Origin of the sequence: Vibrio sp. dhg (assembly GCF_003443775.1) — a bacterium.
Classification (GTDB): Bacteria; Pseudomonadota; Gammaproteobacteria; order Enterobacterales; family Vibrionaceae; genus Vibrio; species Vibrio natriegens.
The window spans coordinates 2,954,437-2,980,514 of sequence record NZ_CP028943.1 but is presented as its reverse complement, the minus strand read 5'-3'; the positions used below and the strand labels follow the sequence as shown (position 1 = coordinate 2,980,514).

Here is a 26,078-nt window from a genome sequence, read left to right as displayed (position 1 = left end):
CTAATAATCCAGTTTGTGTCTTAAGACATATAGCTAGTATATTGGTATAACGATTGTCTTCACTAGTCTCATAGAAGAATTGTGCACAACAACCAATGGCTAAGCCATTATTGGGAGAATTTAATGAAATCAGTTTTAAAAGTGTCGCTACTTGCTGCAACAGTAATGCTAGCGGTAGGCTGTCAGAAAGAAGAAACAAAAGCAGAAGAAGCTGCACCTCAAGCTGAGCAAGTTCAAGCAGAAACTGGCAAAGCAGTTCACTTTAAAACCGACGATGACAAAGCGGCGTACGCAATTGGCGTTTCATTTGCTAACTACCTAAGCACTAGCATCGAGAAACCAAGCGAAATCGGCATCGACCTAAACAAAGACCTCGTTCTTAAAGGTATTGAAGATGTATTTAAAGGCAACGCTGAGCTAAATGAAGAAGAAACTCGCGCAGCGCTAGAATCTCTGGATAAGCGCGTAGCGGACAAGATGCAAGCGCAAGCGGCTGAGAAAGCGGCAGCAGCGAAGAAAGCTGGCGATGACTTCCGCGCTGAGTTTGAGAAGCAAGAAGGCGTAGTGAAAACGGAATCTGGTCTTCTTTACCAAGTGATCACCCCAGCAGAAGGCGAGAAGCCAAAAGATACTGACACAGTACAGGTTCACTACAAAGGCACACTGACTGATGGTACTCAGTTCGATAGCTCTTACGATCGTGGCGAGCCAGCAACATTCCCTCTAAACCGTGTAATCCCAGGTTGGACGGAAGGCGTGCAGCTAATGCCTGTAGGTTCTAAATTCAAGTTCGTTATCCCGCCAGAGCTTGCTTACGGCGACCAAGACACGCCAAGCATTCCTGCTAATTCAACGCTCGTATTCGAAGTTGAACTGCTAAAAGTAGAGAATGATAAAGCTGAGTAATCAGAATAACTCAAGCTAAGTTATTGAAAAAGGTCCGTTTAACGGGCCTTTTTTGTTCTAGGTCACTAGTTGGAGAGTTTGCTAGGTTGACTTTCAAATTTTCTGATAAACTTACACCAATTTGTTGATTTTTCGCTCGAAGGCTTATGACAACTACAGAAACAATTAATGCGGAGATGTTGCTCGAAATGGAATCCGTCAACGTGATGCCATTCACTGAGCACGATAAAATCATCTTGAGGTCTTACGAGGCGGTCGTTGATGGTATTGCCAGTCTGATTGGCCCGTTTTGTGAAATCGTTCTTCACTCTCTGGAAGATCTGAATACCTCTGCGATTAAAATAGCCAATGGTGAAAATACAGGCCGTCAGGTTGGTTCACCTATCACAGACTTAGCACTGAAAATGCTCAAAGACATCGAAGGCTCTGAGCGCAATTTCTCTCGTTCGTACTTTACGCGTGCGAAAGGCGGCGTGTTGATGAAGTCTATCACGGTTGCTATCCGTAATGGCGAGAACCGTGTTATTGGCCTGCTATGTATTAACGTCAATCTGGATGCGCCATTCTCGCAAGTGTTGCAATCTTTTATGCCTACTCAAGAGGCCAAAGAGGCGGCATCATCGGTGAACTTCGCAAGTGATGTTGAAGAGCTGGTGGACCAGACGGTTGAGCGCACGATTGAAGAAATTAATGCGGACAAATCGGTATCAAACAACACCAAGAACCGTCAGATCGTTATGGAACTGTACGACAAAGGTATTTTTGATATCAAAGATGCGATTAACCGCGTCGCTGATCGTCTGAATATCTCTAAGCACACGGTCTATTTATACATTCGTCAGCGTAAAACTGAGGACGAATCAGAGTGAGTGGATTAACTTACACTTTGCTTGTAAATGGCCCAGTGTACGGTAGCCAGTCTGCCCGCAGCGCCTATCAATTTGCCAAAGCGGTGGTTGAGCAAGGGCACACGGTAGTGAGTGTGTTTTTCTACCAAGAGGGCGTGAGCAATGGTAGCGCACTGAGTGTACCAGCCAACGATGAGTTCGATTTGAATAAAGCATGGCAAGTCTTCGCTGAGGAGCACAGCGTGAGCCTTGAAACTTGCGTGGCAGCGGCATTGCGTCGCGGGATTGTGAGTGAAGAAGAAGCCAACCAGCACGGCTTAACTCAAAACAATTTAGCGCAAGGTTTTACTCAGGCAGGATTAGGCAGTTTAGCCGAAGCAATGCTAACCCAGGACCGAGTGGTGCAGTTTTGAGCCAGTTAACTTATTTATTTCGTAGCGCGCCTCACGGGCAGTCCTCTGGACGCGAGGGTGTGGATGCCCTGCTTGCCGCTTCCGCCTATTGTGAAGACATTAGCGTGATATTTATCGGCGATGGTGTTTACCAGCTTTTACTAGGGCAAGATCCATCGGCCATTCTAAGCAAAGATTACGCACCTATGCTCAAGCTGTTCGATCTGTATGATATTGAACAAGTGTTTGTATGCTCTGATTCACTTGCGCAGCGAGGATTAGCTCAAGCCGACCTGGTCATCGATGCACAGTCGTTAACGCTTGAACAAGTTAAAGAGAAACTGCAACAAGCAGGCAAACTACTGTCATTCTGAGGACGCCATGTTACATATCATCAAAACCGTCTCTGCCCTAGAAGATGCTGTGGCTCTTTGGAGTGAACAAGACGACATTTTACTCATTGAAGATGCTGTGTACGCTGCAAACCCGCAGCATCAAGCGTTCCATCATGTCAAGAACGCGGCTGTCTTCGCTCTCGAGAGCGATATTCAAGCCAGAGGAATGGGGAATCGCATCAGTCCTTCCGTTAGAGTAGTGACCTATACCGGCTTCGTTGAATTGACCGTAAAACAAGATAAATCCCTTACTTGGGATTGAACATGAATTACTGTCGATAAAGCTTTACGGACTAATTACCCCAATTGAACAAAAAAGATCCGTATATTTCTTGACACACCTCTCACTGCTGCATAGAATTTTGCGTCCCTAAATGCCTAAAGGTAATTAGGGCTAGATTTTTCACAAAGCTTACTTTCAAGTAAATCAGGAGCTAGTTAATGGCAACTATTAACCAGTTGGTACGTAAGCCACGTGCAAAGCAAGTTGTTAAAAGCAACGTGCCTGCACTAGAAGCGTGCCCACAAAAACGTGGTGTATGTACACGTGTTTACACTACTACACCTAAAAAACCTAACTCAGCACTTCGTAAAGTTTGTCGTGTTCGTCTGACAAACGGTTTCGAAGTTACTTCGTACATCGGCGGTGAAGGTCACAACCTTCAAGAGCACTCAGTTGTTCTAATCCGTGGTGGTCGTGTTAAAGACCTTCCAGGTGTGCGTTACCACACTGTTCGCGGCGCACTAGACTGTGCTGGCGTAAATGACCGTAAACAAGGTCGTTCTAAGTACGGTGTGAAGCGTCCTAAGTCTTAATGGATTCCGTTAAGTAAGGCCAAACACTAAATTATTTTTAATTTTTTGAAAAAACTGAAAAGTTTTGGATAAAACCTGAAGAAGACAACGGAGATAAATCCATGCCACGTCGTCGCGTCATTGGTCAGCGTAAGATCCTTCCAGATCCAAAATTCAAATCTGAATTGCTGGCAAAATTCGTTAACATCCTAATGGTTGACGGTAAAAAATCTACTGCAGAGAAAATCGTTTACACTGCACTAGATGCTATGGCTGAAAAGTCTGGTAAAGACCACTTAGCTATTTTTGAAGAAGCTCTTGAAAACGTACGCCCTGCGGTAGAAGTTAAATCTCGCCGTGTTGGTGGTTCAACTTACCAAGTACCTGTAGAAGTACGTCCGGTTCGCCGTAACGCACTTGCTATGCGTTGGTTGGTTGAAGCTGCGCGCAAGCGTGGTGAAAAATCTATGGCTCAACGCCTAGCTGCTGAAATGCTAGACGCGTCTGAGAACAAAGGTACTGCGGTTAAGAAACGTGAAGACGTTCACCGCATGGCTGACGCAAACAAAGCGTTCGCTCATTACCGCTGGTAATACCTTCTGTGCTGCGAGGTTCTCTCGCAGCACTTTTCTATACTCTAAGGTACACCTTAGTAAGAGGATACAATCGTGGCTCGTAAAACTCCTATTGAGCGCTACCGTAATATCGGTATCTGTGCTCACGTAGATGCAGGAAAAACAACCACAACTGAGCGTATTCTGTTCTACACTGGCCTTTCTCACAAAATCGGCGAAGTTCACGATGGTGCAGCAACCATGGACTGGATGGAGCAGGAGCAGGAACGTGGTATCACTATCACTTCAGCTGCGACTACGACATTCTGGCGTGGTATGGAAGCACAATTCCCAGAGCATCGCGTAAACATCATTGATACCCCTGGACACGTTGACTTTACTATCGAAGTAGAGCGTTCTCTTCGTGTACTTGATGGTGCTGTGGTTGTGTTCTGTGGCTCATCTGGTGTTGAACCTCAGTCTGAAACTGTATGGCGTCAAGCAGACAAATACCACGTTCCACGTATGGTTTTTGTTAACAAGATGGACCGTGCAGGCGCAGACTTCCTACGCGTTGTGGACCAAATTAAAAATCGTCTTGGTGCGAACCCTGTTCCAATCCAACTTAACGTTGGTGCTGAAGAGGACTTCAGAGGTGTCATCGACCTTATCAAGATGAAAATGATCAACTGGAGTGAAGCCGACCAAGGCATGTCGTTCACATACGAAGACATTCCAGCTGACATGATCGAGCTTGCCGAAGAATGGCGCAACCATATGGTTGAATCTGCTGCGGAAGCTAGCGAAGAGCTGATGGACAAGTACCTTGAAGAAGGTGAGCTGACTGAAGCCGAGATCAAACAAGCGCTACGTACTCGTACACTAAATAACGAAATCGTACTTGCCACTTGTGGTAGTGCGTTTAAGAACAAAGGTGTTCAAGCGGTACTAGATGCAGTGATCGAATTCTTGCCATCACCAGCTGATGTACCTGCAATTAAAGGTGTTGATGAAAGAGAAAATGAAGTTGAACGTCACGCTGACGACAACGAACCTTTCTCTGCGCTAGCGTTTAAGATCGCGACTGACCCATTTGTGGGTACGCTTACTTTCATGCGTGTTTACTCTGGTGTAGTAAACTCAGGTGACGGTGTCTACAACTCTGTAAAAGAGAAGAAAGAGCGTTTTGGTCGTATCGTTCAGATGCATGCCAACAAGCGTGAAGAAGTTAAAGAAGTTCGCGCTGGTGATATCGCCGCTGCTATTGGTCTGAAAGACGTAACTACAGGTGACACTCTGTGTGACCAGAACCACAAAGTGATTCTGGAACGTATGGAATTCCCTGAGCCCGTTATTCAGATTGCTGTAGAACCTCGTTCTAAGGCAGACCAAGAAAAAATGGGTATCGCGCTAGGTAAACTGGCTGCTGAAGATCCATCATTTCGCGTGGAAACGGACGACGAAACAGGTCAGACTCTGATCTCAGGTATGGGTGAACTTCACCTAGATATCATCGTTGACCGTATGAAGCGTGAATTCAGCGTTGATTGTAACGTTGGTAAACCTCAGGTTGCTTACCGTGAAACCATCCGTGGTAAAGCGGAAGTGGAAGGTAAGTTTGTTCGTCAATCAGGTGGTCGTGGTCAATACGGTCATGTGTGGATCAAACTTGAGCCTTCAGAGCCTGGTGAAGGTTTCGTATTCGTCGACGAAATCGTGGGTGGTGTGGTTCCTAAGGAATACATCAGCTCGGTATCGAAAGGTATCGAAGAGCAAATGAATAGTGGTGTTCTAGCGGGTTACCCTGTACTAGATATTAAAGCTACACTATTTGATGGTTCTTACCACGATGTAGACTCAAGTGAGATGGCGTTTAAGATCGCTGGCTCAATGGCATTCAAGAAAGGTGCACTAGAAGCGCAACCTGTGATTCTAGAGCCAATGATGAATGTCGAAGTAACCACTCCGGAAGATTGGATGGGTGACGTTGTTGGTGACCTAAACCGTCGTCGCGGTATCATCGAAGGTATGGATGAAGGTGTGGCTGGTCTGAAGATCATCCGTGCTCAAGTTCCACTATCTGAGATGTTTGGTTACGCAACAGACCTACGTTCTGCAACTCAAGGCCGTGCGTCTTACTCTATGGAGTTTCACGAGTACGCTGAAGTGCCGAAAAACTTCGCAGATAAAATTATTGCAGAGCGTGGTTACTAATTGACGACTGAACGGCAAAAAGTTTACGACTTTTTGCCAGATCAAGCCGTCCAAATATTGCGCTAACGAGCGTTGGCGCATAAAATAACATTTTCTGGCGCGTCGTCGATCAATAATGATCACGGCGAATCATAACTAGGAAGGAACACGATTGTGTCTAAAGCAAAATTTGAACGTGTAAAACCACACGTAAACGTTGGTACTATCGGCCACGTTGACCACGGTAAAACAACTCTAACAGCAGCTATCTGTACTACTCTTGCTAAAGTGTACGGCGGTGAAGCGAAAGACTTCGCATCTATCGATAACGCTCCAGAAGAGCGTGAGCGCGGTATCACAATCTCTACTTCTCACGTAGAGTACGACACTCCAACTCGTCACTACGCACACGTAGACTGCCCAGGACACGCTGACTATGTTAAAAACATGATCACTGGTGCTGCGCAAATGGACGGTGGTATCCTAGTTGTTGCTGCAACAGATGGCCCAATGCCTCAAACTCGTGAGCACATCCTACTAGGCCGTCAGGTTGGTATCCCATACATCATCGTATTCATGAACAAATGTGACATGGTTGACGATGAAGAGCTACTAGAACTAGTAGAAATGGAAGTTCGTGAGCTTCTATCTGAGTACGATTTCCCAGGTGATGACCTACCAGTTATCCAAGGTTCTGCACTAGGCGCACTAAACGGCGAAGAGCAGTGGGAAGCGAAAATCGTTGAACTAGCAGAAGCGCTAGATTCATACATCCCAGAACCAGAGCGTGCAGTAGACCTACCGTTCCTAATGCCAATCGAAGACGTATTCTCGATCCAAGGCCGTGGTACTGTAGTAACTGGTCGTATCGAACGTGGTATCCTAAACGTAGGTGACGAAGTTGCTATCGTTGGTATCAAAGACACCATCACTACTACATGTACTGGTGTTGAAATGTTCCGTAAGCTTCTAGACGAAGGTCGTGCGGGTGAGAACGTTGGTGCACTTCTACGTGGTACTAAGCGTGACGAAGTAGAACGTGGTCAAGTACTAGCTAAGCCAGGTTCAATCACTCCACACACTAAATTCGAATCAGAAGTATACGTACTGTCTAAAGATGAAGGTGGTCGTCACACTCCATTCTTCAAAGGCTACCGTCCACAGTTCTACTTCCGTACAACTGACGTAACTGGTGACATCACGCTACCAGAAGGCGTAGAAATGGTAATGCCAGGCGACAACGTACAAATGACTGTTGAGCTAATCGCACCAATCGCAATGGACGAAGGTCTACGTTTCGCGATCCGTGAAGGTGGCCGTACAGTAGGTGCTGGTGTTGTTGCTAAGATCTTCGACTAATTCTTAACGAATTAAACGAAATCTCGCACGTTTCTTCATCTTGAAGAAAACGCAGCAGAAAAAGGGAGGCTTTGGCTTCCCTTTTTCATATCTACTGATCCATTCAGTTATAAGCAGATAAAAAACGATCCTACTTTTTCTTTCTTTAAAACAGCGTGTTACCCTCTTACCAATATCTTCATTTTATCTATTCATTCTAAGTGCTTGATCCTTTCTTATTCTTCCAAGATTAATATAACCAAATGTTCTGAATTGACCTTTCAATACGACTGGTAACAAGAACTATTCTTGTTTATATTGTTTTTTCGATAGTTACTGTTTATGGGTTTTGAGTATGTTTGTATGTCTTTGTCATGGTGTTTCTGACAAGAAAATTAGGAAGTTGGCAGTTGATGAAGGCATAACGGATATCAGGGGGATAAAGCGATGTACAGCTTTGGGTAGCCAATGCGGGAAGTGCATCCGACAAGCCAAAGAAATTTTAGCAGAACACTACACTGAACTAAAACAAGCTAGCTAATCACTGTAATTGCTCTGGTGAAAGCGCTGAGCCTTTTGACACCTTCTCATTTGCTTCTACATTTAAATGAAGCCTAAATAGAGGAGGGGCTAGTCAATGAAAGGCGATCCAATCATAATCCAACATCTCAACAAAATACTTGGTAACGAACTCGTCGCTATTAATCAGTATTTTCTTCATGCTCGTATGTATAAAGACTGGGGTTTAAAGCACCTGGCTGATAAGGAATATCACGAGTCTATTGATGAAATGAAGCATGCCGATCATCTCATTGAACGTATTCTATTCTTAGAAGGTTTACCTAACCTGCAAGATCTCGGCAAGCTGATGATCGGTGAAGATACCAAAGAAATGCTTGAATGCGATCTTAAACTGGAAATGGACGCTATTCCTGATCTAAAAGATGCGATTGCTTACGCAGAAGATATTCGAGACTACGTTTCACGTGATTTGTTTCAGGATATCCTCGAAGATGAAGAAGAACATGTCGACTGGCTTGAGACTCAACTTGGCTTAATCGAGATGTCTGGCATCGAAAATTATCTGCAAGCGCAGTATGTCGATGAGGAATAATCTCGGCAATTTCCTCGTTATGTTTACAAATCTGATGCTTACAGCAGTGCACCTGACTTAAAAGTTGGGTGCTTTTCCTGCTTATCTGGTCTAATCTCTTTTAATATCGATTTTTTAAGGATATTGCTCGCAATCTTACCTATGAAGATTGACTTCTATCCATTAGAATTTATTCCCCCTTACCTAAAAAATAAAAAGAGAAACGCCCACATGTCTGAAGACAAAGCAGTAACTCCCGAAGAAGAGCAGCGCCAACGAGCCCTTGACTATCATGCATACCCAACTCCAGGGAAGATTGCAGTCGAGCTGACAACACCCGCAGAAACCGCCGGTGATCTTGCACTAGCATACAGCCCAGGTGTAGCTGAGCCTGTACGTGAAATCGCACAAAACCCAGACAATGTATACAAGTACACCGCGAAAGGTAACATGGTTGCCGTTATTTCTAACGGTACCGCGATTCTTGGCTTGGGTAACTTAGGTCCGCTTGCTTCTAAACCTGTAATGGAAGGTAAAGCGCTACTGTTTAAGCGTTTCGCTGGACTTGATTCGATTGATATCGAAGTAAAACACCGCACGATCGACGAGTTCGTTAATACCGTAGCAAGCATTGCTGATACCTTTGGTGGTATTAACCTTGAAGATATTAAAGCGCCAGACTGTTTCGAAATTGAAAAGCGTCTTATCGAACGTTGTGATGTACCTGTATTCCACGATGACCAGCACGGTACCGCTATCGTAACGGCCGCTGGTATGCTGAACGCAATTGAGCTGCAAGGTAAGAAGCTTGAAGACTCTACGATCGTTTGTCTTGGTGCAGGTGCGGCTGCAGTAGCATGTATGGAACTACTGATCAAATGTGGCGCGATGCGTGAAAAGATTTACATGTTGGATCGTAAAGGCGTGATTCATACTCGCCGTGATGATCTTAACGAGTACAAAGAGCTATTCGCAAATAACACCGACAAGCGTACTTTAGAAGATGTGATTGAAGGTGCTGACCTGTTCCTTGGCGTATCAGGTCCAAACCTTCTTCCACCTGAAGCATTAAAACTGATGGCGGATAAGCCAATTGTTTTCGCATGTTCAAACCCAGATCCTGAAATTAAGCCAGAGCTAGCACATGAAGTTCGTGATGACTTAATTATGGGCACGGGCCGCAGTGATTACCCGAACCAGGTAAATAACGTACTGTGTTTCCCGTTTATTTTCCGTGGTGCGCTTGATGTGCGCGCAAGCGAAATTAACGATGAGATGAAACTGGCTGCGGTTGACGCTATTCGTCAATTGGCGAAAGAGCCAGTACCAGAAGCGGTACTGAAAGCAGCGGGTGTCGATAAGCTTGAGTTTGGCACTGACTACATCATTCCAAAGCCAATGGATGCTCGCTTACTGCCTCGCGTTGCAAAAGCTGTTGCTCAAGCGGCGGTTGACTCTGGTGTTGCTCGTATTGAAATGCCTGAAAACTACATGGCAGAGTAAGACAAAGATTTAAATGATGTACAAAAAATGGGACGCGATGGCGTCCCATTTTTTATGTCATTTTTTAGTATTAGGCGCTAAATAACCGCTTGGTGTATTCAACGTGCTCCTAATTACTCTTCGTCAAATGACTCAAATTCGATGCCCATTTCGGTCATCAGAGCTTTTGCTTCAGTCGGAATATCGTCAGGGCGATCTTTACGAAGGTCCTCGTCCGTTGGAAGTGGCTGACCCGTATACGCATGTAGGAATGCTTCGCATAGGAGTTCGCTGTTGGTTGCGTGGCGTAAGTTATTGATCTGACGACGAGTACGTTCATCAGTTAGCACTTTTAAAACTTTCAGCGGGATAGATACAGTGATTTTTTTTACTTGTTCGCTTTTCTTTCCATGCTCAGCATATGGGCTAATGTATTCGCCATTCCAGTCAGCCATTGCGTACCTTCATATTTGTAATAGGTTAAAAACTAATTGAGGTGCTGATTTTAGCTGCATTTACTGCCATAAGCAAAGACATATAGACGTCTAGAAGTGTTGACGTCTTAATTTTTGACGAGTAAAGTGACAAGAACAGTAAGGGAAGTGTGCAATTCATTGAATCTGACCATTTAGATATAGCGCATTCCCATTTAGAAGTCATCACCTGTGAAAGGATACACCCATGAGCTCCCGTAAGCCTGCAACTATTGCTGTACGCACCGGTATTGAGTCTGACACCCAATATCATGCTGTCGTTCCACCAATCTACCTTTCAACGAACTACGGCTTTCCTGCGTTTGGGGAAGTGCCTAAGTACGATTACACGCGCTCTGGTAACCCAAACCGTGGATTATTAGAAAGTGCATTGTCTGAGTTGGAGTCAGGTAAAGGGGCTGTCATCACTAACTGTGGTACGTCCGCACTGAACTTATGGGTGTCTGCTTTTATTGGACCTGATGATCTTATTGTTGCGCCAAACGACTGTTATGGGGGCACTTATCGTCTGTTTAACACTCGTGCAAACAAAGGCGATTTCAAGGTGCTGTTTGTCGATCAAACTGACGAACAGGCGCTGGATGCGGCATTAGCACAGAAACCAAAACTAGTTCTGCTAGAAACGCCATCTAACCCTCTGGTTCGTGTTGTCGATGTTGCTGTCGTGTGTGAAAAAGCGAAGCAGGTTGGCGCATTAGTTGCGGTAGACAATACCTTTTTGACTCCTGTGTACCAGAAGCCATTAGAACTAGGCGCTGACTTTGTTATTCACTCTACAACGAAATACATCAATGGACACTCAGATGTCATTGGTGGTGTGATTATCGCTAAAACGGAAGAGCATGCAGAAGAGTTAGCGTGGTGGGGCAACTGTATTGGGGCGACAGGCACACCTTTTGATAGCTACATGACCTTGAGAGGTCTTCGTACTTTGGGTGCGCGTATGCGAGTGCATGAAGAAAGCTCACAGCAGGTGCTGGCTTACCTGCAGAAGCAATCTTTGGTGGCGAAAATTTATCATCCAAGTCTTCCACAGCACCCTGGCCATGAGATTGCTAAAAAGCAACAGTCTGGTTTTGGCTCTATGTTGAGCTTTGAGTTTGCGGGCTCGTTTGAGCAGCTTAAAGCCTTTGTCAAAGAGCTTCAGTTGTTCTCACTTGCAGAGTCTCTGGGCGGGGTAGAAAGCTTGATTTGTCACCCAGCGTCTATGACGCATCGTGCGATGGGTGAAGAAGCCTTGGCTGAAGCGGGTGTATCACAGCAATTGCTGCGCCTTTCTGTAGGGCTAGAAGATGCACAAGATCTTATTGCCGACCTAGAACAAGCATTCACTAAATCTGCACAGCAATAGGAGTTAATAATGACTGTACAACGTCAGCTACACAAGTTTGGTGGTAGCAGCCTGGCAAACCCAGAGTGTTACTTACGTGTAGCGGGAATTCTCAAGGAATACTCTGCAGAAAATGACTTGGTGGTGGTCTCTGCAGCAGGTAAAACAACCAACCGCCTGATTGAGTTCCTTGAAGGCTTAGAAAAAGATGGTCGAATTGCGCACGAAGCTTTGCAGAGCTTGAGACAGTTTCAAATCAGTCTCATTGAAGAGTTATTAGAGGGAGACGCGCAAGAACAGCTGCTTGCCTCCTTACAAGATGAATTCAGTACATTAGCGGAACTGACCTCTCCGCTGACCGAAGCGCAAAAGGCGGCGGTATTAGGCCACGGAGAAGTATGGTCTTCCCGATTACTGGCCGCTTTACTGACGCAAAAGCAACTGCCTGCTGTAGTGCAAGATGCGCGAGCATTCCTACGCGCAGAAGCGGGTACCCAACCAGAAGTTGATCGTGCTCGTTCATACCCGCTTATCAAAGAGGCACTGGCACAACATAGTCACAAGCGTGTGATCATTACCGGCTTCATGGCACAAAACGATAACGGTGAAACTGTTCTGCTTGGCCGCAACGGTTCAGACTATTCTGCAACCGTGATTGGTGCGCTTGCCGAAGTGAGCACTGTGACGATTTGGAGTGATGTAGCGGGCGTTTATAGCGCAGACCCTCGTCTGGTATCAGATGCATGTTTACTACCACTCTTAAGACTGGATGAAGCGAGTGAGCTGGCTCGTTTAGCTGCGCCAGTACTGCACAGCCGAACCTTGCAGCCTGTGGCTCAAAGTACCATGGACTTGAGCCTTAAATGCAGTTACCTGCCAGAGTCAGGTTCGACCCGCATTGAGCGAGTTCTGGCTTCTGGTCGCGGGGCGAAAATCATCACCTCACTGGATGACGTGCTATTGGTTCAGCTAGCATTTGCGCATGGACATGACTTTGAGAAAGCACAGAGTGATGTTCTGGAATCCCTAAAACGCGTTCAGTTGGAGCCACTGGCATTTGAAGCTCAGCCTGAACAGCAGATATTACGACTGGCATACACAGCAGAAATTGCTGGCGGTGCACTCAAGTATCTACAGGAATCTGATCTGGATGCGGAGATTAACCTCACTGATGGTTACTCTCTGATTGCTGCCGTAGGTGCTGGTGTGACAACTAATGCCAACCACTGTTTTGGTTTTCAGCAAAAGCTGAAACATTCTCCGGTGGAATTTATCTCTGAGACGGAGTCTGGTTTAAGTCTGGTCGCAGTATTACGTAACACTGATACCGAAGAACTGGTACAGACGGTTCACAGCCAGTTATTTCAGGCACAGAAGCGCGTTGCTGTCGCATTATGCGGGAAAGGGAATATTGGTTCGAGCTGGCTGAGTTTATTCGCTTCACAGAAGAATGAACTTGAAAAACGTCATGGCATGAGCTTTGACTTAGTCGCGGTGGTTGATAGCCAAATGTATTGGTTTGACAGCCAAGGCATTGATGCATCCAGTGTTTCAGCACGCTTCAATGACGAAAGTATTGCAAACGACGGCTCTTGGTTATCTCGTCTTGGTGCTTTGCAGGACTACGATGAAGCTGTGGTCCTCGATGTCACCGCCAGTCAGGAATTAGCGAAATGTTACGTTGATATCGCTCAGCAAGGCATTCACCTAATTTCGGCGAATAAAGTCGCAGGTTCCGCTGATAGTCAATATTACCATCAGGTCCAGGATGCGTTTGCCAAAATTGGACGTCACTGGCTGTATAACGCTACGGTAGGTGCCGGGTTACCAATCAACCATACCGTGCGCGATCTTCGTGAGAGTGGCGATGAGATTATTGCACTCTCTGGTATTTTCTCCGGTACGCTTTCATGGTTATTCCAACAGTTTGATGGCTCAGTGCCATTCAGCGAGTTAGTGGATTTAGCCTGGCAGCAAGGATTAACAGAACCTGACCCTCGCTCTGACTTAGATGGCTCTGATGTGATGCGTAAGCTGGTTATTCTGGCGCGTGAGTCTGGTCTGGATATCGAACCGGGAAGCGTAAAGGTAGAGTCGTTAGTTCCTGAAGAACTGCGCACGCTGAGCTTAGATGAGTTTTTTGATAACGCCGCGCTGCTGAGCCAGACTCTGCAAGAACGTTTGACCAAGGCGCAGAAAAACGATCAGGTACTGCGTTACGTTGCGCGTTTAGAGAAAGATGGCAAAGCGACCGTCGGCATTGAAGCCTTGTCCCGTGAGCATGCGCTGGCTAACCTACTGCCGTGTGACAATATTTTTGCTATTGAGAGCAAGTGGTACAAAGACAACCCGCTTGTTATCCGCGGTCCTGGCGCTGGACGTGAAGTTACGGCAGGGGCGATTCAGTCCGATTTAAACCGCCTTGCTGGGCTATTCTAAACACTCAAAACCCCGGAGTTCATCCGGGGTTTTTTATTCCTGTCTTGGTGCCATAATTAATCTCAGAACCGTTATTGGCGAACTATTTTTGTGGATAAATATTAGCCAATAATCAACTTGAACTATCCTCATCATTAACGTGAAAAAAATTCATAATCACAAGGTTGACATTAAATCGTATTCAATACATTCTGTAGACATATAGACGTCTAAACGTCGATTTGAGAATTTGATTTCGTGGCGGGTTGCCACAGGGAGAGTAAGATGGGTTACACGCACGCAGGCCATATCGATGCCTTAAACCAGAATATCGCTGAATTGTCAGACAATATTAATGTTTCATTTGAGTTTTTTCCGCCAAGCAATGAAAAGATGGAAGAGACGCTATGGAACTCTGTGCACCGTCTAAAAACACTCAAGCCTAAGTTTGTATCAGTTACTTACGGAGCTAACTCAGGCGAGCGTGACAGAACTCATTCCATCATCAAAGAAATCAAATCAGAAACAGGCTTAGTGGCAGCACCGCACCTGACTTGTATCGATGCGACTCGTGAAGAATTGATTGAGATTGCCGATGATTACTGGAACAACGGTATCGAAAATATCGTCGCACTACGTGGTGATATTCCACCAGGTGGCGGCGCTCCTGATATGTACGCATCTGACCTGGTTGAACTGTTGAAGTCTCGTCATGATTTCGATATCTCAGTTGCAGCTTTCCCAGAAGTGCATCCTGAAGCAAAAAGCGCACAGGCTGATCTGCTAAACCTGAAGCGTAAGGTGGATGCAGGTGCTAACCGAGCGATTACTCAGTTTTTCTTCGATGTAGAGTCTTACCTACGTTTTCGTGACCGCTGTGTTGTCGCTGGTATCGACGTAGAAATCGTACCGGGTATCTTGCCAGTATCTAACTTTAAACAGGCGTCTCGCTTTGCTGCGCAGAATAACGTAAAAGTTCCAGGCTGGATGAGCAAACAGTTTGAAGGGCTGGACGATGATCCGGTTACTCGTCAACTAGTTGGTGCAAGTCAGGCGATTGATATGGTGCGTGTACTGAGCCGTGAAGGTGTGAAAGACTTCCACTTTTACACTCTAAACCGAGCTGAGATGACTTACGCGTTGTGCCACACCTTGGGTGTACGTCCTCAAGTTGCAGTCTAAAACGTGAGTGAAAAAGAAAAGGCTTGCCCAATGGCAAGCCTTTTTTGTTGTTAAGCTATGAGCTGTTTGAAGAGGATTAGCCGATAACTTCAAGTTCAGTTAGCACTTCTTCTGCCCACGTGATCCACGTTTCGCGTAGTAGAAGGTTGCGGCGCAGTGTCAGGCGCTCCAGACGTGCTTGTTTATCCAGAGTAGACGGCGTCGCGTAGTATGCAGCTTCGATTTCTTTGTAGTGAGAAACCAGTTTGCGTGACTCTTCAACCAGTTCAGATAGTTGCTCACGGAAAGGTGCAGAAGGTTGCACAGCACAAGCCATCAGCTTCGCTGAGAACTCGTCACGAACTGTTGGGTGTGCAGTTGGCTGATCAAACCATTCACCTAGTGCGCTACGTCCAGCATCTGTGATGGAGTACACTTTACGGTCTGGTTTGCCTTCTTGAGGCTCTAGTACGCAAGTAACCAGTTCTTTCTCAGCCATTTTGTTTAGCTCACGGTAAACTTGCTGGTGGCTCGCTTTCCAGAAGTAACCAATGCTAGCTGAGAATTCTTTTGTGATATCGTAACCGGTTGCATCGCGCGTGCTAAGCACAGTTAAGATTACGTGTGGTAATGACATGTCTTCAATCCAAATGGTCAATAAACTTGTAAACAAGCTACTTATACTTTCAGCTGCGCTCTTAATGGCGTTTTGAGTTTTTACGCATAAGTAGCACCAACAAATGTTGGTCCTGTCACCTTAAAGCCGTTTATCACCTAGAAAGATGGGTGGAACCCATCGAGGCTGGAGCTGATATGGTTGGATTTATTCGCTCTCAGCAAGGCGAGTAGTATATAAATAATAAGCATGAAGTGGAATACTAGGAAAGAATAACACTAAAAAACTAACATAATACTCAGTAATGTATTTTTGTGGTTATTTATTCTGATTTATTGGTTCTTTTTGGGGTGTTTTTAGGGTGTTTATCTGGTTAATTGCTGTTCAATTTGATGGGTATAAGAAAGGCTGAGCGATTGCTCAGCCTTTTATATCATAATCTGTTGCAAGTAACAGGCTATTTTAACCAGTGTTACGCATACCTGCCGCGATACCCGCAATAGTCACCATCAGCGCTTCTTCAAGGTCTGCTGATGCTTCTTCATTTTGACGTGTACGATACAGCAACTCGGCTTGAAGCATATTCAATGGCTCAACGTAGATGTTACGTAAGCGGATGGACTCCAGACCCCAAGGGTCATGTTGCATCAGGTTCTCGTTGTTTTCTACATTCAGAACCGCTTTGATGTCCTTCTGCAGCTGCTCTCGTAATCTTTCGCCTAATGGACGAAGTGACTCATCAACCAAGCGCAGGTCGTAGTAGCGAGAAATATCGATGTTACACTTCGAGTACACCATTTCTAACATGCCAAGGCGTGTTGAGAAGAATGGCCACTCACGACACATCTCTTCCAGTAACGCTTGATGACCTTTGTCGATCGAGTACTGGATTGCTTCACCGGCACCTAACCATGCTGGCAGAACCAAACGGTTTTGGCTCCATGAGAAGATCCATGGAATGGCGCGTAAGCTCTCTACACCACCTTTAGGGTTACGCTTCGCAGGGCGCGATCCCAGTGGCAGTTTACCGAGTTCCAGTTCTGGGGTCGCCTGACGGAAGTAAGGTACAAAATCTGGTTCGCCGCGTACAACACTACGGTACGCTTCACAGCTCACCTGAGACAGCACTTCCATCAGATCACGCCACTCTTGTTTTGGCTCTGGTGGCGGTAGCAGGTTCGCTTCCAGAATCGCACTGGCGTATAGGTTAAAGCTGTTTACGGCAACGTCTGGTAGACCCAGCTTAAAGCGAATCATCTCGCCTTGCTCGGTAACACGCAGACCACCTTTAAGACTCTTAGGTGGCTGAGACAGTAACGCAGCATGCGCAGGAGCACCACCACGACCAACCGTACCACCACGACCGTGGAATAATGTCAGTTCCACGCCTTCCTCTTCAGCAACTTTAACCAGAGACTCCATTGCATGGTACTGAGCCCAGCCTGCAGACATAACACCCGCATCTTTTGCTGAGTCAGAGTAGCCAATCATGACCATTTGGTGGTTTTGGATAAAGCCACGGTATAGGTCGATATCCATCAGTTGTTTAATAACTGACTCAGCGTTATTCAAGTCGTCCAGGGTTTCAAACAGAGGACAGACATCCATACGGTAAGGACAGCCAGATTCTTGTAGCAGTAAGTGAACTGCCAGAACGTCTGACGCGGTACGTGCCATGGAGATGACGTAAGCACCGAATGCTTCACGAGATTGTGCAGCAATGATCTTACAGGTGTCCAAAACCTCTTGAACTGGTTCAGATGGTTCCCAGTCACGAGGTAGAAGTGGGCGTTTGGAAGCCAGCTCATTAGTTAGGAACGCAAGCTTGTCTTGTTCACTCCACTGCTGGTAGTCGCCAATACCAAGATGGCGAGTCAACTCAGATAGTGCATCTGCGTGACGAGTACTTTCCTGACGAATATCCAGACGAACTAGGTGAACACCAAATGCTTTCACGCGGCGCAGAGTATCAAGCAATGAGCCATCTGCGATTACACCCATACCACACTCGTGTAGTGATTGGTAACACGCGTATAGAGGTTCCCAAAGCTGTTCTACTTTTTGTAGTGGTGCTTTGACTGCTAGTTTCTGACCATTGATCTTCGCATCAAGAATATCTTTGGTTTCGTTGAGCAGAGAGCGAAGCTGCTTGAGGATCGCACGGTATGGTTCGTGTTGATCATCGCCAGCCAGTTCACGCACTTGATCGTTGCTGACTGTCATCGACAGTTCACTGATCAGTTCGTTGATGTCATTTAGATAAAGATCTGCCGCCTTCCAACGCGATAGAAGCAGAACTTCACGCGTGATGCTGTGCGTAACAAACGGGTTGCCGTCACGGTCGCCGCCCATCCAAGAGGAGAAATGCACCGGACGTGCGTCGATTGGTAAACCTTCGCCAAGATAAGATTCCAGACGATCGTTCATCTCGCGTAAAAACTCAGGTACGGCTTCCCATAGTGAGTTTTCTACAACAGCAAAGCCCCATTTCGCTTCATCAAGCGGTGTCGGGCGTTGTTGGCGGATGACGTCTGAGTGCCAGCCTTGGGCAATCAGCTGTTCCAGACGACGTTCAGTTTTCTTGCGCTCTTTCGATGAAAGGTCGCTTAACTCTAGCTTTGATAAACACTCGTTGATTTTCACCAGTTTGTTGATCATGGTGCGACGAGTGATTTCAGTTGGGTGAGCCGTCAGTACCAGTTCAATATTCAGGTCACGTACAGCCTGAGCGGTATCAAGCTTGCTAACATCGTTTTGTACCAGTTTAGAAAATAGCGAGTTGATCGCGTCTGGTTCGCAGATGTGCTCTTCACAGTGACGTGAAATTGTGTGGTATTGCTCAGCAATATTCGTGAGATTTAGAAATTGGTTAAAAGCTCGAGTGACTGGTGTCAATTGCTCATCAGGAAGGTGTTTAATTTCTTCTATCAAGCTTTCTTTGTCTGCTTGGTTTCCTGCTTGGGCTGATTTGGATAATTTACGAATAGTTTCCACTTTCTCGAAGATTTCTTCGCCATGGGCATCGTGAATGGTATTACCCAGTAAGTGGCCTAACATGCGCACATTGCTTTTGAGTGCGGCGTATTTCTCGTTCATTGTCGTCCTGCCTCGTAAAAAAACTACATCCATTGTCCTTGTTAAGACACCAATCTAGCGAAAAGCACCAGTTCTAGTCAAATAAAGCCGACTATGTTTGTAATTATTCCGCTTCTCTCCTGATTTAGAGCAAAGTTACTAGGCCTATGGCGTAATAAATGAAAATTAATTACAAAATAACAAGTTAAATTAGTGTTAACGGTTAACTCATTGTGGTGATAAAGAACCGTCTGTACAGCTCATCGGAGCTGTACAGGTACGTTGTCTTTTTATTTCGCTAACAACAGTATTTGACCATTGCTTTAGACAGTACATCAATGGTCGGGTCAATAAAATCAAAAGCAAGAAACTCATCTGGTTGGTGGGCCTGATCGATAGAGCCCGGTCCAAGTACCAAGGTTGGACACAGTTCCTGTAGAAATGGCGCTTCTGTACAGTAGTTCACGGTTTGAGAGCTGGTTTCACACAGTTCTTCTACACCGCCAATGAACGGGTGGTCATGAGGACACTCGTAACCCGGAATGGATTCGTGCAGAGGTACTATCTCAATACGTCCCGGCCATTTGGCTTCCACTTCTTTTAAAGCTCCGCGCAGCATGTTCTCCAGACTATCTAAGCTAATGCCAGGTAATGGGCGAACGTCGTAATGCAATTCGCAGCAGCCACAAATACGGTTTGCACTGTCACCACCGTGAATATGGCCTAAGTTCAAGGTTGGGTTAGGGATAGCAAAACCCGGGTGGTGGTACTCTTTAATTAACTTATCGCGTAGCTGCATCATGGCAAACATCACTTCATACATGATCTCAATGGCGTTAACGCCAAGCGCAGGATCGGATGAATGGCCTGATTTACCCGTCACACGAATGGCGTTGGCGACATGACCTTTATGGCCACGAATTGGAACCAGGCTGGTCGGTTCGCCAATAATGCAGTAGTCCGGTTTAAACGGCGCATTAGCGGTAAAGTGTCTAGCACCTAACATCGTGGTTTCTTCATCACAGGTCGCTAATACATAAAGTGGCTTCTTCTGTTTACTCCAATCGACTTTCTTGACGGCTTCATAAATGAAGGCAAAGAAGCCTTTCATGTCTGCCGTACCCAGACCGTAAAAGCGGTTGTCTTTTTCAGTCAGTTTATGCGGGTCGAAGTTCCAGCGCCCTTCATCAAATGGCACCGTGTCGCTGTGGCCGGCTAAGAGGAGGCCACCTTCGCCTTCGCCCATACGTGCGATCATATTGTGTTTGCCTGGTTCGACTTCGACCACCTCAACACTGAACCCAAGATCTTTGAACCAGGATGCGAGTTTCTCGATGACTTTGGCATTGCCTTGGTCCCATTTTGGGTCGGTGGAGCTGATCGAAGAGGTGCTGATGAGTCCTTCATAGACCTCTAGAAACGTTGGTAATTGCATGGATTCTTCAAATCTCCTATTGACAGACAGAGCACAAAACTGTAAAACACATATTAAATCATATTTAATGAATAAAAAATCAAAATATAGCAAAAATTAAATATGAATAGTCACTTGAGCCTTTAAGTTTACGGATGTTATAGAATGCTAAAAACCACGATTATCGGAGCCAGCGGTTACACCGGCGCAGAGTTAGCTTTAATGGTTAACAAACACCCAGAACTCACGCTATCAGGTTTATACGTTTCCGCCAACAGTGTAGATGCAGGAAAAAGTATTGCCCAACTGCACGGTAAGTTAGCTGGCGTTATCGATATGCCAGTGAATCCGTTAACCGATCCAAAACAAGTGGCTGAAGAATCTGATGTGGTGTTTTTAGCAACAGCACATGAAGTCAGCCATGACCTCGCCCCAATTTTCCTTGATGCCGGATGTCAGGTTTTCGATTTATCTGGCGCGTTCCGTGTTCAGAGCGAAGGCTTTTACGACACGTTCTATGGCTTCAAGCATCAATTTAACAACTGGCTAGATAAAGCGGTGTACGGCTTAGCGGAGTGGAACTTCGAAGCAATTAAAAACACTCCTTTAGTTGCGGTAGCTGGCTGCTACCCAACAGCATCGCAATTGGCCATCAAGCCCCTTTTAGAAGGTGGTTTATTGGATACTCAACAATGGCCAGTGATCAACGCGACGAGTGGCGTATCTGGTGCAGGCAGAAAAGCGTCGATGACCAACAGCTTCTGCGAAGTGAGCCTGCAACCTTACGGAGTGTTCAACCACCGTCACCAACCAGAGATCGCTCAACACTTGGGTTGTGATGTGATTTTTACGCCTCATCTGGGCAACTTTAAGCGTGGCATTCTTGCCACTATCACAATGAAGTTGTCAGCAGGTGTGACTGCAGAGCAAGTGACTCAGGCGTTCGAACAAGCGTATCAAGGCAAGCCTGCGGTACGTCTAAAAGGCGATGGTATTCCACGTATTCAGGATGTTGAAAATACGCCTTTCTGCGATATCGGCTGGAAGGTTCAAGGCGAACACGTGATTGTGATTTCTGCCATCGACAACCTACTCAAAGGTGCATCAAGTCAAGCGATGCAATGTTTAAATATTCATTACGGTTACCCAGAACTGACAGCGTTGCTGTAGTCGTTGATAGAGGGAAAAGCAATGACGCAAACCAATCAAGCTCCATTAGTCATTAAGCTAGGCGGTGCAGCTTTATCTTGCACAAAAACCTTAAGCCAACTTTTTGGTGCCATCGCGGCCTATCAAAGTTCGGCGCAGCGACAAATCGCCATCGTTCATGGCGGTGGCTACTTGGTGGACGAGCTAATGAGCAAGTTGCAGCTCGAAACCGTAAAGAAGCACGGATTACGCGTGACGCCATACGATCAAATCCCAGTTATTGCCGGAGCACTAGCGGGTACAGCAAATAAGTTACTACAAGGTCAGGCGATTGCAGATGGTCTTAACGCAGTGGGCATGAGCTTAGCGGATGGCGGTTTATGTCAGGTAGAAGAACTCGATCCGGAGTTGGGCGCAGTAGGTAAAGCCTCTCCGGGTGATTCAACACTGATCCAAGCGATCTTAAACACTGGCGCGCTGCCAATCATCAGTTCAATTGGCCTGACAAAAGAAGGTCAACTGATGAACGTCAATGCGGATCAAGCGGCCGTTGCGGTTGCTGGTGCACTGGATGCGGAGTTGGTTCTACTTTCAGATGTAAGCGGTGTTTTGGATGGCAAAGGTCACTTGATCAAAAGCTTGTCTGAAAAAGAAGCCGATGCATTGATCGAAGGTCATGTGATCACTGACGGCATGATCGTCAAAGTTAAAGCCGCTTTGGAGGCTGCCAATGATCTTGGTCGTCCTATCGAAGTAGCAACCTGGCGTTACCCTGAAAAGCTGGAGCAGCTATTTGCTGGTCAGAGCATCGGTACGCAATTTCTGCCTCAATAACGTCGCAGTAAAGAATTTAAAGAATTAAACATTAGGAAGTAGTTGGCACTGACCGCCGAGAGCAGAGCCAGTTAAATTTGGAGAAAAAAATGAGCAAAGTGAACGTAAATAAAGTAGTAGTCGCATACTCAGGCGGTCTAGATACTTCAGTAATCATCCCGTGGCTAAAAGAGAACTACAACTGTGAAGTTGTGGCGTTTGTCGCTGATGTAGGCCAAGGCGCAGAAGAGCTAGAAGGCATTGAAGCGAAAGCGAAAGCATCAGGTGCATCTGAATGTTACATCGCTGACCTGAAAGAAGAGATGGTTGCAGACTACGTCTACCCAACGCTAAAAACTGGCGCTTACTACGAAGGTAAATACCTGCTAGGTACTTCAATGGCGCGTCCAATCATCGCGAAAGCGCAGGTTGAAGTGGCTCGTAAAGTTGGCGCTGACGCACTGTGTCACGGTTGTACTGGTAAAGGTAACGACCAGGTTCGTTTTGAAGGTGCGTTTGCAGCACTAGCACCAGATCTACATGTTATCGCGCCTTGGCGTGAATGGGATTTAGTAAGCCGTGAGCAATGTCTGGATTACCTGGCTGAGCGTAACATTCCTTGTTCAGCGTCTCTGACTAAGATTTACTCACGTGACGCAAACGCATGGCACATCTCAACCGAAGGTGGCGTGCTAGAAGACACTTGGAATGCACCAAACGAAGACTGCTGGGTATGGACAGTTGATCCTGAGCAAGCACCAAACGAAGCTGAATACGTGACGCTAAAAGTTGAGAAAGGTGCCGTGGTTGCAGTAGATGGCGAAGCAATGACGCCATACAATGCGCTAGTTTACCTAAACGAGAAAGGTGCGAAGCACGGTGTTGGTCGTATCGATATCGTAGAAAACCGTTTGGTAGGTATGAAGTCTCGTGGTTGTTACGAAACTCCTGGAGGCACCATCATGATGGAAGCGCTACGTGCCGTTGAGCAGCTAGTGCTAGACAAATCATCATTCGAATTCCGTGAAGAGCTAGGTCTTAAAGCCTCTCACCTTGTGTACGATGGTCGTTGGTTCACGCCACTATGTAAGTCAATCCTAGCGGCTTCAGAAGAGCTTGCTCAAGATGTTAATGGCGAAGTGGTTGTTAAGCTATACAAAGGTCAGGCAACGGTTACTCAAAAACGTTCTGACAACAGCTTGTACTCAGAAGAGTTTGCAACCTTCGGTGCAGACGAGGTTTACGACCAAAGCCATGCTGGTGGTTTCATCCGTCTTTACTCGCTATCAAGCCGTATCCGCGCTCTGAACAGCCAGAAGAAATAAGCATATTTCATCATTGATTAAAAAGACCTGCCATTGATTGGCAGGTCTTTTTGTTTTCAACGCGTTTTTATGTGTATGAAACTAAATTATCGTGAATAGATATGTAAAAATATTGAATTTATACTTTATTTTTTCTTCAAATTGCCGTAACGTTGGCCTATAAGAAAAAGTGAGCAAATGACCATCAATTTAGTCATCACTAATTAGAGTACTTTAGAGTTAGCAATAGTCATCAGGAGAGACGCAATGGCATTATGGGGCGGAAGATTTACCCAAGCAGCAGATACCAGATTCAAAGAATTCAACGATTCGTTGCGTTTCGACTACCGATTGGCTGAGCAAGACATTGTAGGCTCAATTGCATGGTCTAAGGCATTGCTGTCTGTCGATGTGCTGTCGGCAGAAGAACAACAGAAACTTGAACTCGCTTTAAACGAGCTGAAACTTGAAGTGATGGAAGATCCGCATCAGATCCTAGGCTCTGACGCAGAAGACATCCACTCTTGGGTTGAGCAGCAACTTATCGGTAAAGTGGGTGACTTAGGTAAAAAACTTCATACTGGCCGTTCACGTAACGATCAGGTAGCCACCGACCTTAAGCTTTGGTGTCGTCAACAAGGTCAGCAATTATTGATTGCTTTAGATCGTCTGCAATCGCAAATGGTCCACGTTGCTAAGCAACACCAAGGCACGGTATTGCCAGGTTACACTCACCTTCAACGTGCACAACCTGTGACTTTTGCGCACTGGTGTCTGGCTTACGTTGAAATGTTTGAGCGTGACCACTCTCGTTTGAGTGACGCACTACAGCGTTTAGACACCTGTCCACTGGGTTCTGGTGCACTGGCGGGTACTGCTTACCCAATTAACCGTGAGCAACTAGCGCACAATCTTGGTTTCCACCGTGCAACGCGTAACTCACTGGATTCGGTATCAGACCGCGACCACGTGATGGAGCTAATGTCTGTTGCTTCTATTTCAATGCTGCACCTTTCGCGTCTGGCTGAAGATATGATTTTCTACAACTCAGGTGAGTCGAACTTCATCGAGTTGGCTGATACGGTGACTTCTGGTTCATCATTGATGCCACAGAAGAAAAACCCAGATGCACTTGAGTTAATCCGTGGCAAAACTGGCCGTGTTTACGGTGCGCTTTCTGCGATGATGATGACCGTTAAAGCGCTGCCACTGGCATACAACAAAGACATGCAGGAAGACAAAGAAGGTTTGTTTGACGCATTAGATACCTGGAACGATTGCATGGAAATGGCAGCGTTGTGTTTCGATGGTATCAAAGTCAATGGTGAAAGAACGCTGGAAGCGGCGAAGCAGGGTTATGCGAATGCGACTGAGCTGGCTGATTACCTAGTTGCGAAAGGTATTCCATTCCGTGTAGCTCACCATATTGTTGGTGTTGCCGTAGTCGGTGCGATTGAGAAAGGCTGCGCGCTTGAAGAGCTGTCTTTAGAAGAGCTGAAAGTATTCTCTGACGTCATTGAAGATGATGTGTATGAGATTCTTACTATCGAATCTTGTCTTGAAAAACGTTGTGCGCTTGGTGGTGTGTCACCACAGCAAGTGGCTTATGCGGTTGATCAGGCAGACAAGCGTTTAATTCAGCGTGATAATGCGGCAGTTAAAGTACGTCCTGCGCGTCTGACTGACATCGAGACGTTAGAAGGTATGGTCGCTTACTGGGCTAACCTGGGTGAAAACCTGCCACGCTCTCGTAATGAATTGGTGCGCGATATTGGCTCATTTGCGGTCGCAGAGCATCATGGTGAAGTTACAGGTTGTGCTTCATTGTACGTCTATGACTCTGGGTTAGCCGAGGTCCGCTCTCTGGGCATTGAAGCTGGCTGGCAAGGCCAGGGGCAGGGTAGTGCGATTGTGAACTACTTGGTGGAAAAAGCCCGTCAAATGGCGATCAAAAAAGTCTTTGTGTTAACAAGAACACCTGAGTTCTTTATGAAACAGAACTTTGTGCCGACTTCGAAATCTCTATTACCGGAGAAAGTACTGAAAGACTGTGACCAGTGCCCTCGTCAACATGCGTGTGATGAAGTTGCGCTGGAGATCAATTTGGTCGAGCAGTTGATCCAGAAAAGTTATGTAGCATAAATGGTCGATCGTTTTAGCATTCAACGACATAACTGAGTGGCGATATCGTTACATAAGTATTTGCTAAAAAATTCGAAAAAAGATGGAACCTTTAAGAGGAAGCCGGGTCTATTAAAGTACCACTGCTTTTTCTTAGAAGAATCTAAGAGAGCCCCAGAATCGATAT

23 protein-coding genes are annotated in these 26,078 nt (G+C 46.0%); 19 read left to right on the top strand and 4 right to left on the bottom strand.

Annotated features, from left to right (window positions below; all coding sequences use genetic code 11):
* Window positions 1-123: 123 nt before the first annotated feature.
* The 12 genes from fkpA (at window position 124) to DBX26_RS13815 (ending at window position 10,017) form a co-directional block, all read left to right on the top strand.
* The gene (gene fkpA, locus DBX26_RS13870) at window positions 124-906 is read left to right on the top strand and encodes an FKBP-type peptidyl-prolyl cis-trans isomerase (RefSeq protein WP_014233176.1); all 783 of its coding nucleotides are present in this window, start codon (window positions 124-126) and stop codon (window positions 904-906) included.
* Between the two features lie 146 nt (window positions 907-1,052).
* A complete protein-coding gene (locus DBX26_RS13865) occupies window positions 1,053-1,775 on the top strand; it encodes a transcriptional regulator (RefSeq protein WP_014233175.1) in 723 nt (240 codons plus the stop codon).
* Entirely contained in the window at window positions 1,772-2,167 is a 396-nt protein-coding gene (gene tusD / locus DBX26_RS13860; protein ID WP_118119515.1) for a sulfurtransferase complex subunit TusD, read from the top strand. Before DBX26_RS13865 ends, tusD begins: the two co-directional genes overlap by 4 nt.
* Complete coding sequence (gene tusC / locus DBX26_RS13855; protein ID WP_118119513.1) at window positions 2,164-2,520, top strand: sulfurtransferase complex subunit TusC; 357 nt, start codon at window positions 2,164-2,166, stop codon at window positions 2,518-2,520. The genes tusD and tusC overlap by 4 nt, the downstream gene beginning before the upstream one ends.
* Before the next feature lie 7 nt (window positions 2,521-2,527).
* Window positions 2,528-2,803: a sulfurtransferase complex subunit TusB gene (gene tusB / locus DBX26_RS13850; RefSeq protein WP_118119511.1), complete on the top strand. Its 276-nt coding sequence runs from the start codon at window positions 2,528-2,530 to the stop codon at window positions 2,801-2,803.
* A gap of 179 nt (window positions 2,804-2,982) precedes the next feature.
* A complete protein-coding gene (gene rpsL, locus DBX26_RS13845) occupies window positions 2,983-3,357 on the top strand; it encodes a 30S ribosomal protein S12 (protein ID WP_004399892.1) in 375 nt (124 codons plus the stop codon).
* 101 nt (window positions 3,358-3,458) lie between these two features.
* Window positions 3,459-3,929 carry a 30S ribosomal protein S7 gene (rpsG, locus tag DBX26_RS13840; protein ID WP_005382796.1) on the top strand — a complete coding sequence of 157 codons (471 nt, stop codon included), beginning with the start codon at window positions 3,459-3,461 and terminating at the stop codon, window positions 3,927-3,929.
* A 75-nt stretch (window positions 3,930-4,004) separates the two neighbouring features.
* The gene (fusA, locus tag DBX26_RS13835) at window positions 4,005-6,104 is read left to right on the top strand and encodes an elongation factor G (RefSeq protein WP_118119509.1); all 2,100 of its coding nucleotides are present in this window, start codon (window positions 4,005-4,007) and stop codon (window positions 6,102-6,104) included.
* Between the two features lie 153 nt (window positions 6,105-6,257).
* Window positions 6,258-7,442, top strand: coding sequence for an elongation factor Tu (gene tuf, locus DBX26_RS13830; protein WP_014233170.1), 1,185 nt, complete (start codon window positions 6,258-6,260; stop codon window positions 7,440-7,442).
* 334 nt (window positions 7,443-7,776) lie between these two features.
* Complete coding sequence (locus tag DBX26_RS13825; RefSeq protein ID WP_076633424.1) at window positions 7,777-7,962, top strand: (2Fe-2S)-binding protein; 186 nt, start codon at window positions 7,777-7,779, stop codon at window positions 7,960-7,962.
* A 96-nt stretch (window positions 7,963-8,058) separates the two neighbouring features.
* Window positions 8,059-8,535: a bacterioferritin gene (bfr, locus tag DBX26_RS13820; RefSeq protein WP_118119507.1), complete on the top strand. Its 477-nt coding sequence runs from the start codon at window positions 8,059-8,061 to the stop codon at window positions 8,533-8,535.
* A 210-nt stretch (window positions 8,536-8,745) separates the two neighbouring features.
* Window positions 8,746-10,017 (top strand): malic enzyme-like NAD(P)-binding protein, encoded by a 1,272-nt coding sequence (locus DBX26_RS13815; RefSeq protein ID WP_014233167.1) that lies wholly within the window; start codon window positions 8,746-8,748, stop codon window positions 10,015-10,017.
* A gap of 113 nt (window positions 10,018-10,130) precedes the next feature.
* Here the strand turns inward: DBX26_RS13815 and metJ are convergent, their stop codons facing one another.
* A complete protein-coding gene (gene metJ / locus DBX26_RS13810; protein ID WP_014233166.1) occupies window positions 10,131-10,451 on the bottom strand; it encodes a met regulon transcriptional regulator MetJ in 321 nt (106 codons plus the stop codon).
* 226 nt (window positions 10,452-10,677) lie between these two features.
* On the opposite strand from metJ, the gene DBX26_RS13805 reads away from it, so the two are divergent.
* The 3 genes from DBX26_RS13805 to metF all read left to right on the top strand — a co-directional run bounded on the left by DBX26_RS13805 (window position 10,678) and on the right by metF (window position 15,420).
* Complete coding sequence (locus DBX26_RS13805) at window positions 10,678-11,841, top strand: O-succinylhomoserine (thiol)-lyase (RefSeq protein ID WP_020334622.1); 1,164 nt, start codon at window positions 10,678-10,680, stop codon at window positions 11,839-11,841.
* 9 nt (window positions 11,842-11,850) lie between these two features.
* Entirely contained in the window at window positions 11,851-14,259 is a 2,409-nt protein-coding gene (locus DBX26_RS13800) for a bifunctional aspartate kinase/homoserine dehydrogenase II (RefSeq protein WP_118119505.1), read from the top strand.
* Between the two features lie 264 nt (window positions 14,260-14,523).
* A complete protein-coding gene (gene metF / locus DBX26_RS13795) occupies window positions 14,524-15,420 on the top strand; it encodes a methylenetetrahydrofolate reductase (protein ID WP_014233163.1) in 897 nt (298 codons plus the stop codon).
* A gap of 76 nt (window positions 15,421-15,496) precedes the next feature.
* Here metF and DBX26_RS13790 read toward each other — a convergent pair whose 3' ends face one another.
* The 3 genes from DBX26_RS13790 to argE all read right to left on the bottom strand — a co-directional run bounded on the left by DBX26_RS13790 (window position 15,497) and on the right by argE (window position 20,525).
* Window positions 15,497-16,036 carry a PadR family transcriptional regulator gene (locus DBX26_RS13790; RefSeq protein WP_014233162.1) on the bottom strand — a complete coding sequence of 180 codons (540 nt, stop codon included), beginning with the start codon at window positions 16,034-16,036 and terminating at the stop codon, window positions 15,497-15,499.
* A gap of 441 nt (window positions 16,037-16,477) precedes the next feature.
* Window positions 16,478-19,111, bottom strand: coding sequence for a phosphoenolpyruvate carboxylase (gene ppc, locus DBX26_RS13785; RefSeq protein WP_014233161.1), 2,634 nt, complete (start codon window positions 19,109-19,111; stop codon window positions 16,478-16,480).
* 277 nt (window positions 19,112-19,388) lie between these two features.
* Window positions 19,389-20,525, bottom strand: a complete 1,137-nt coding sequence (gene argE / locus DBX26_RS13780; protein ID WP_118119503.1) for an acetylornithine deacetylase — start codon at window positions 20,523-20,525, stop codon at window positions 19,389-19,391.
* A 144-nt stretch (window positions 20,526-20,669) separates the two neighbouring features.
* On the opposite strand from argE, the gene argC reads away from it, so the two are divergent.
* The 4 genes from argC to argH all read left to right on the top strand — a co-directional run bounded on the left by argC (window position 20,670) and on the right by argH (window position 25,912).
* Complete coding sequence (argC, locus tag DBX26_RS13775; protein ID WP_020334620.1) at window positions 20,670-21,674, top strand: N-acetyl-gamma-glutamyl-phosphate reductase; 1,005 nt, start codon at window positions 20,670-20,672, stop codon at window positions 21,672-21,674.
* A gap of 21 nt (window positions 21,675-21,695) precedes the next feature.
* Window positions 21,696-22,487 (top strand): acetylglutamate kinase, encoded by a 792-nt coding sequence (gene argB, locus DBX26_RS13770; RefSeq protein ID WP_014233158.1) that lies wholly within the window; start codon window positions 21,696-21,698, stop codon window positions 22,485-22,487.
* Window positions 22,488-22,576: 89 nt separating this feature from the next.
* On the top strand, window positions 22,577-23,791 hold the full coding sequence (locus DBX26_RS13765; RefSeq protein ID WP_118119501.1) for an argininosuccinate synthase: 1,215 nt from the start codon (window positions 22,577-22,579) through the stop codon (window positions 23,789-23,791).
* A gap of 246 nt (window positions 23,792-24,037) precedes the next feature.
* A complete protein-coding gene (argH, locus tag DBX26_RS13760; RefSeq protein WP_118119499.1) occupies window positions 24,038-25,912 on the top strand; it encodes an argininosuccinate lyase in 1,875 nt (624 codons plus the stop codon).
* The last annotated feature ends 166 nt before the right edge of the window (window positions 25,913-26,078 follow it).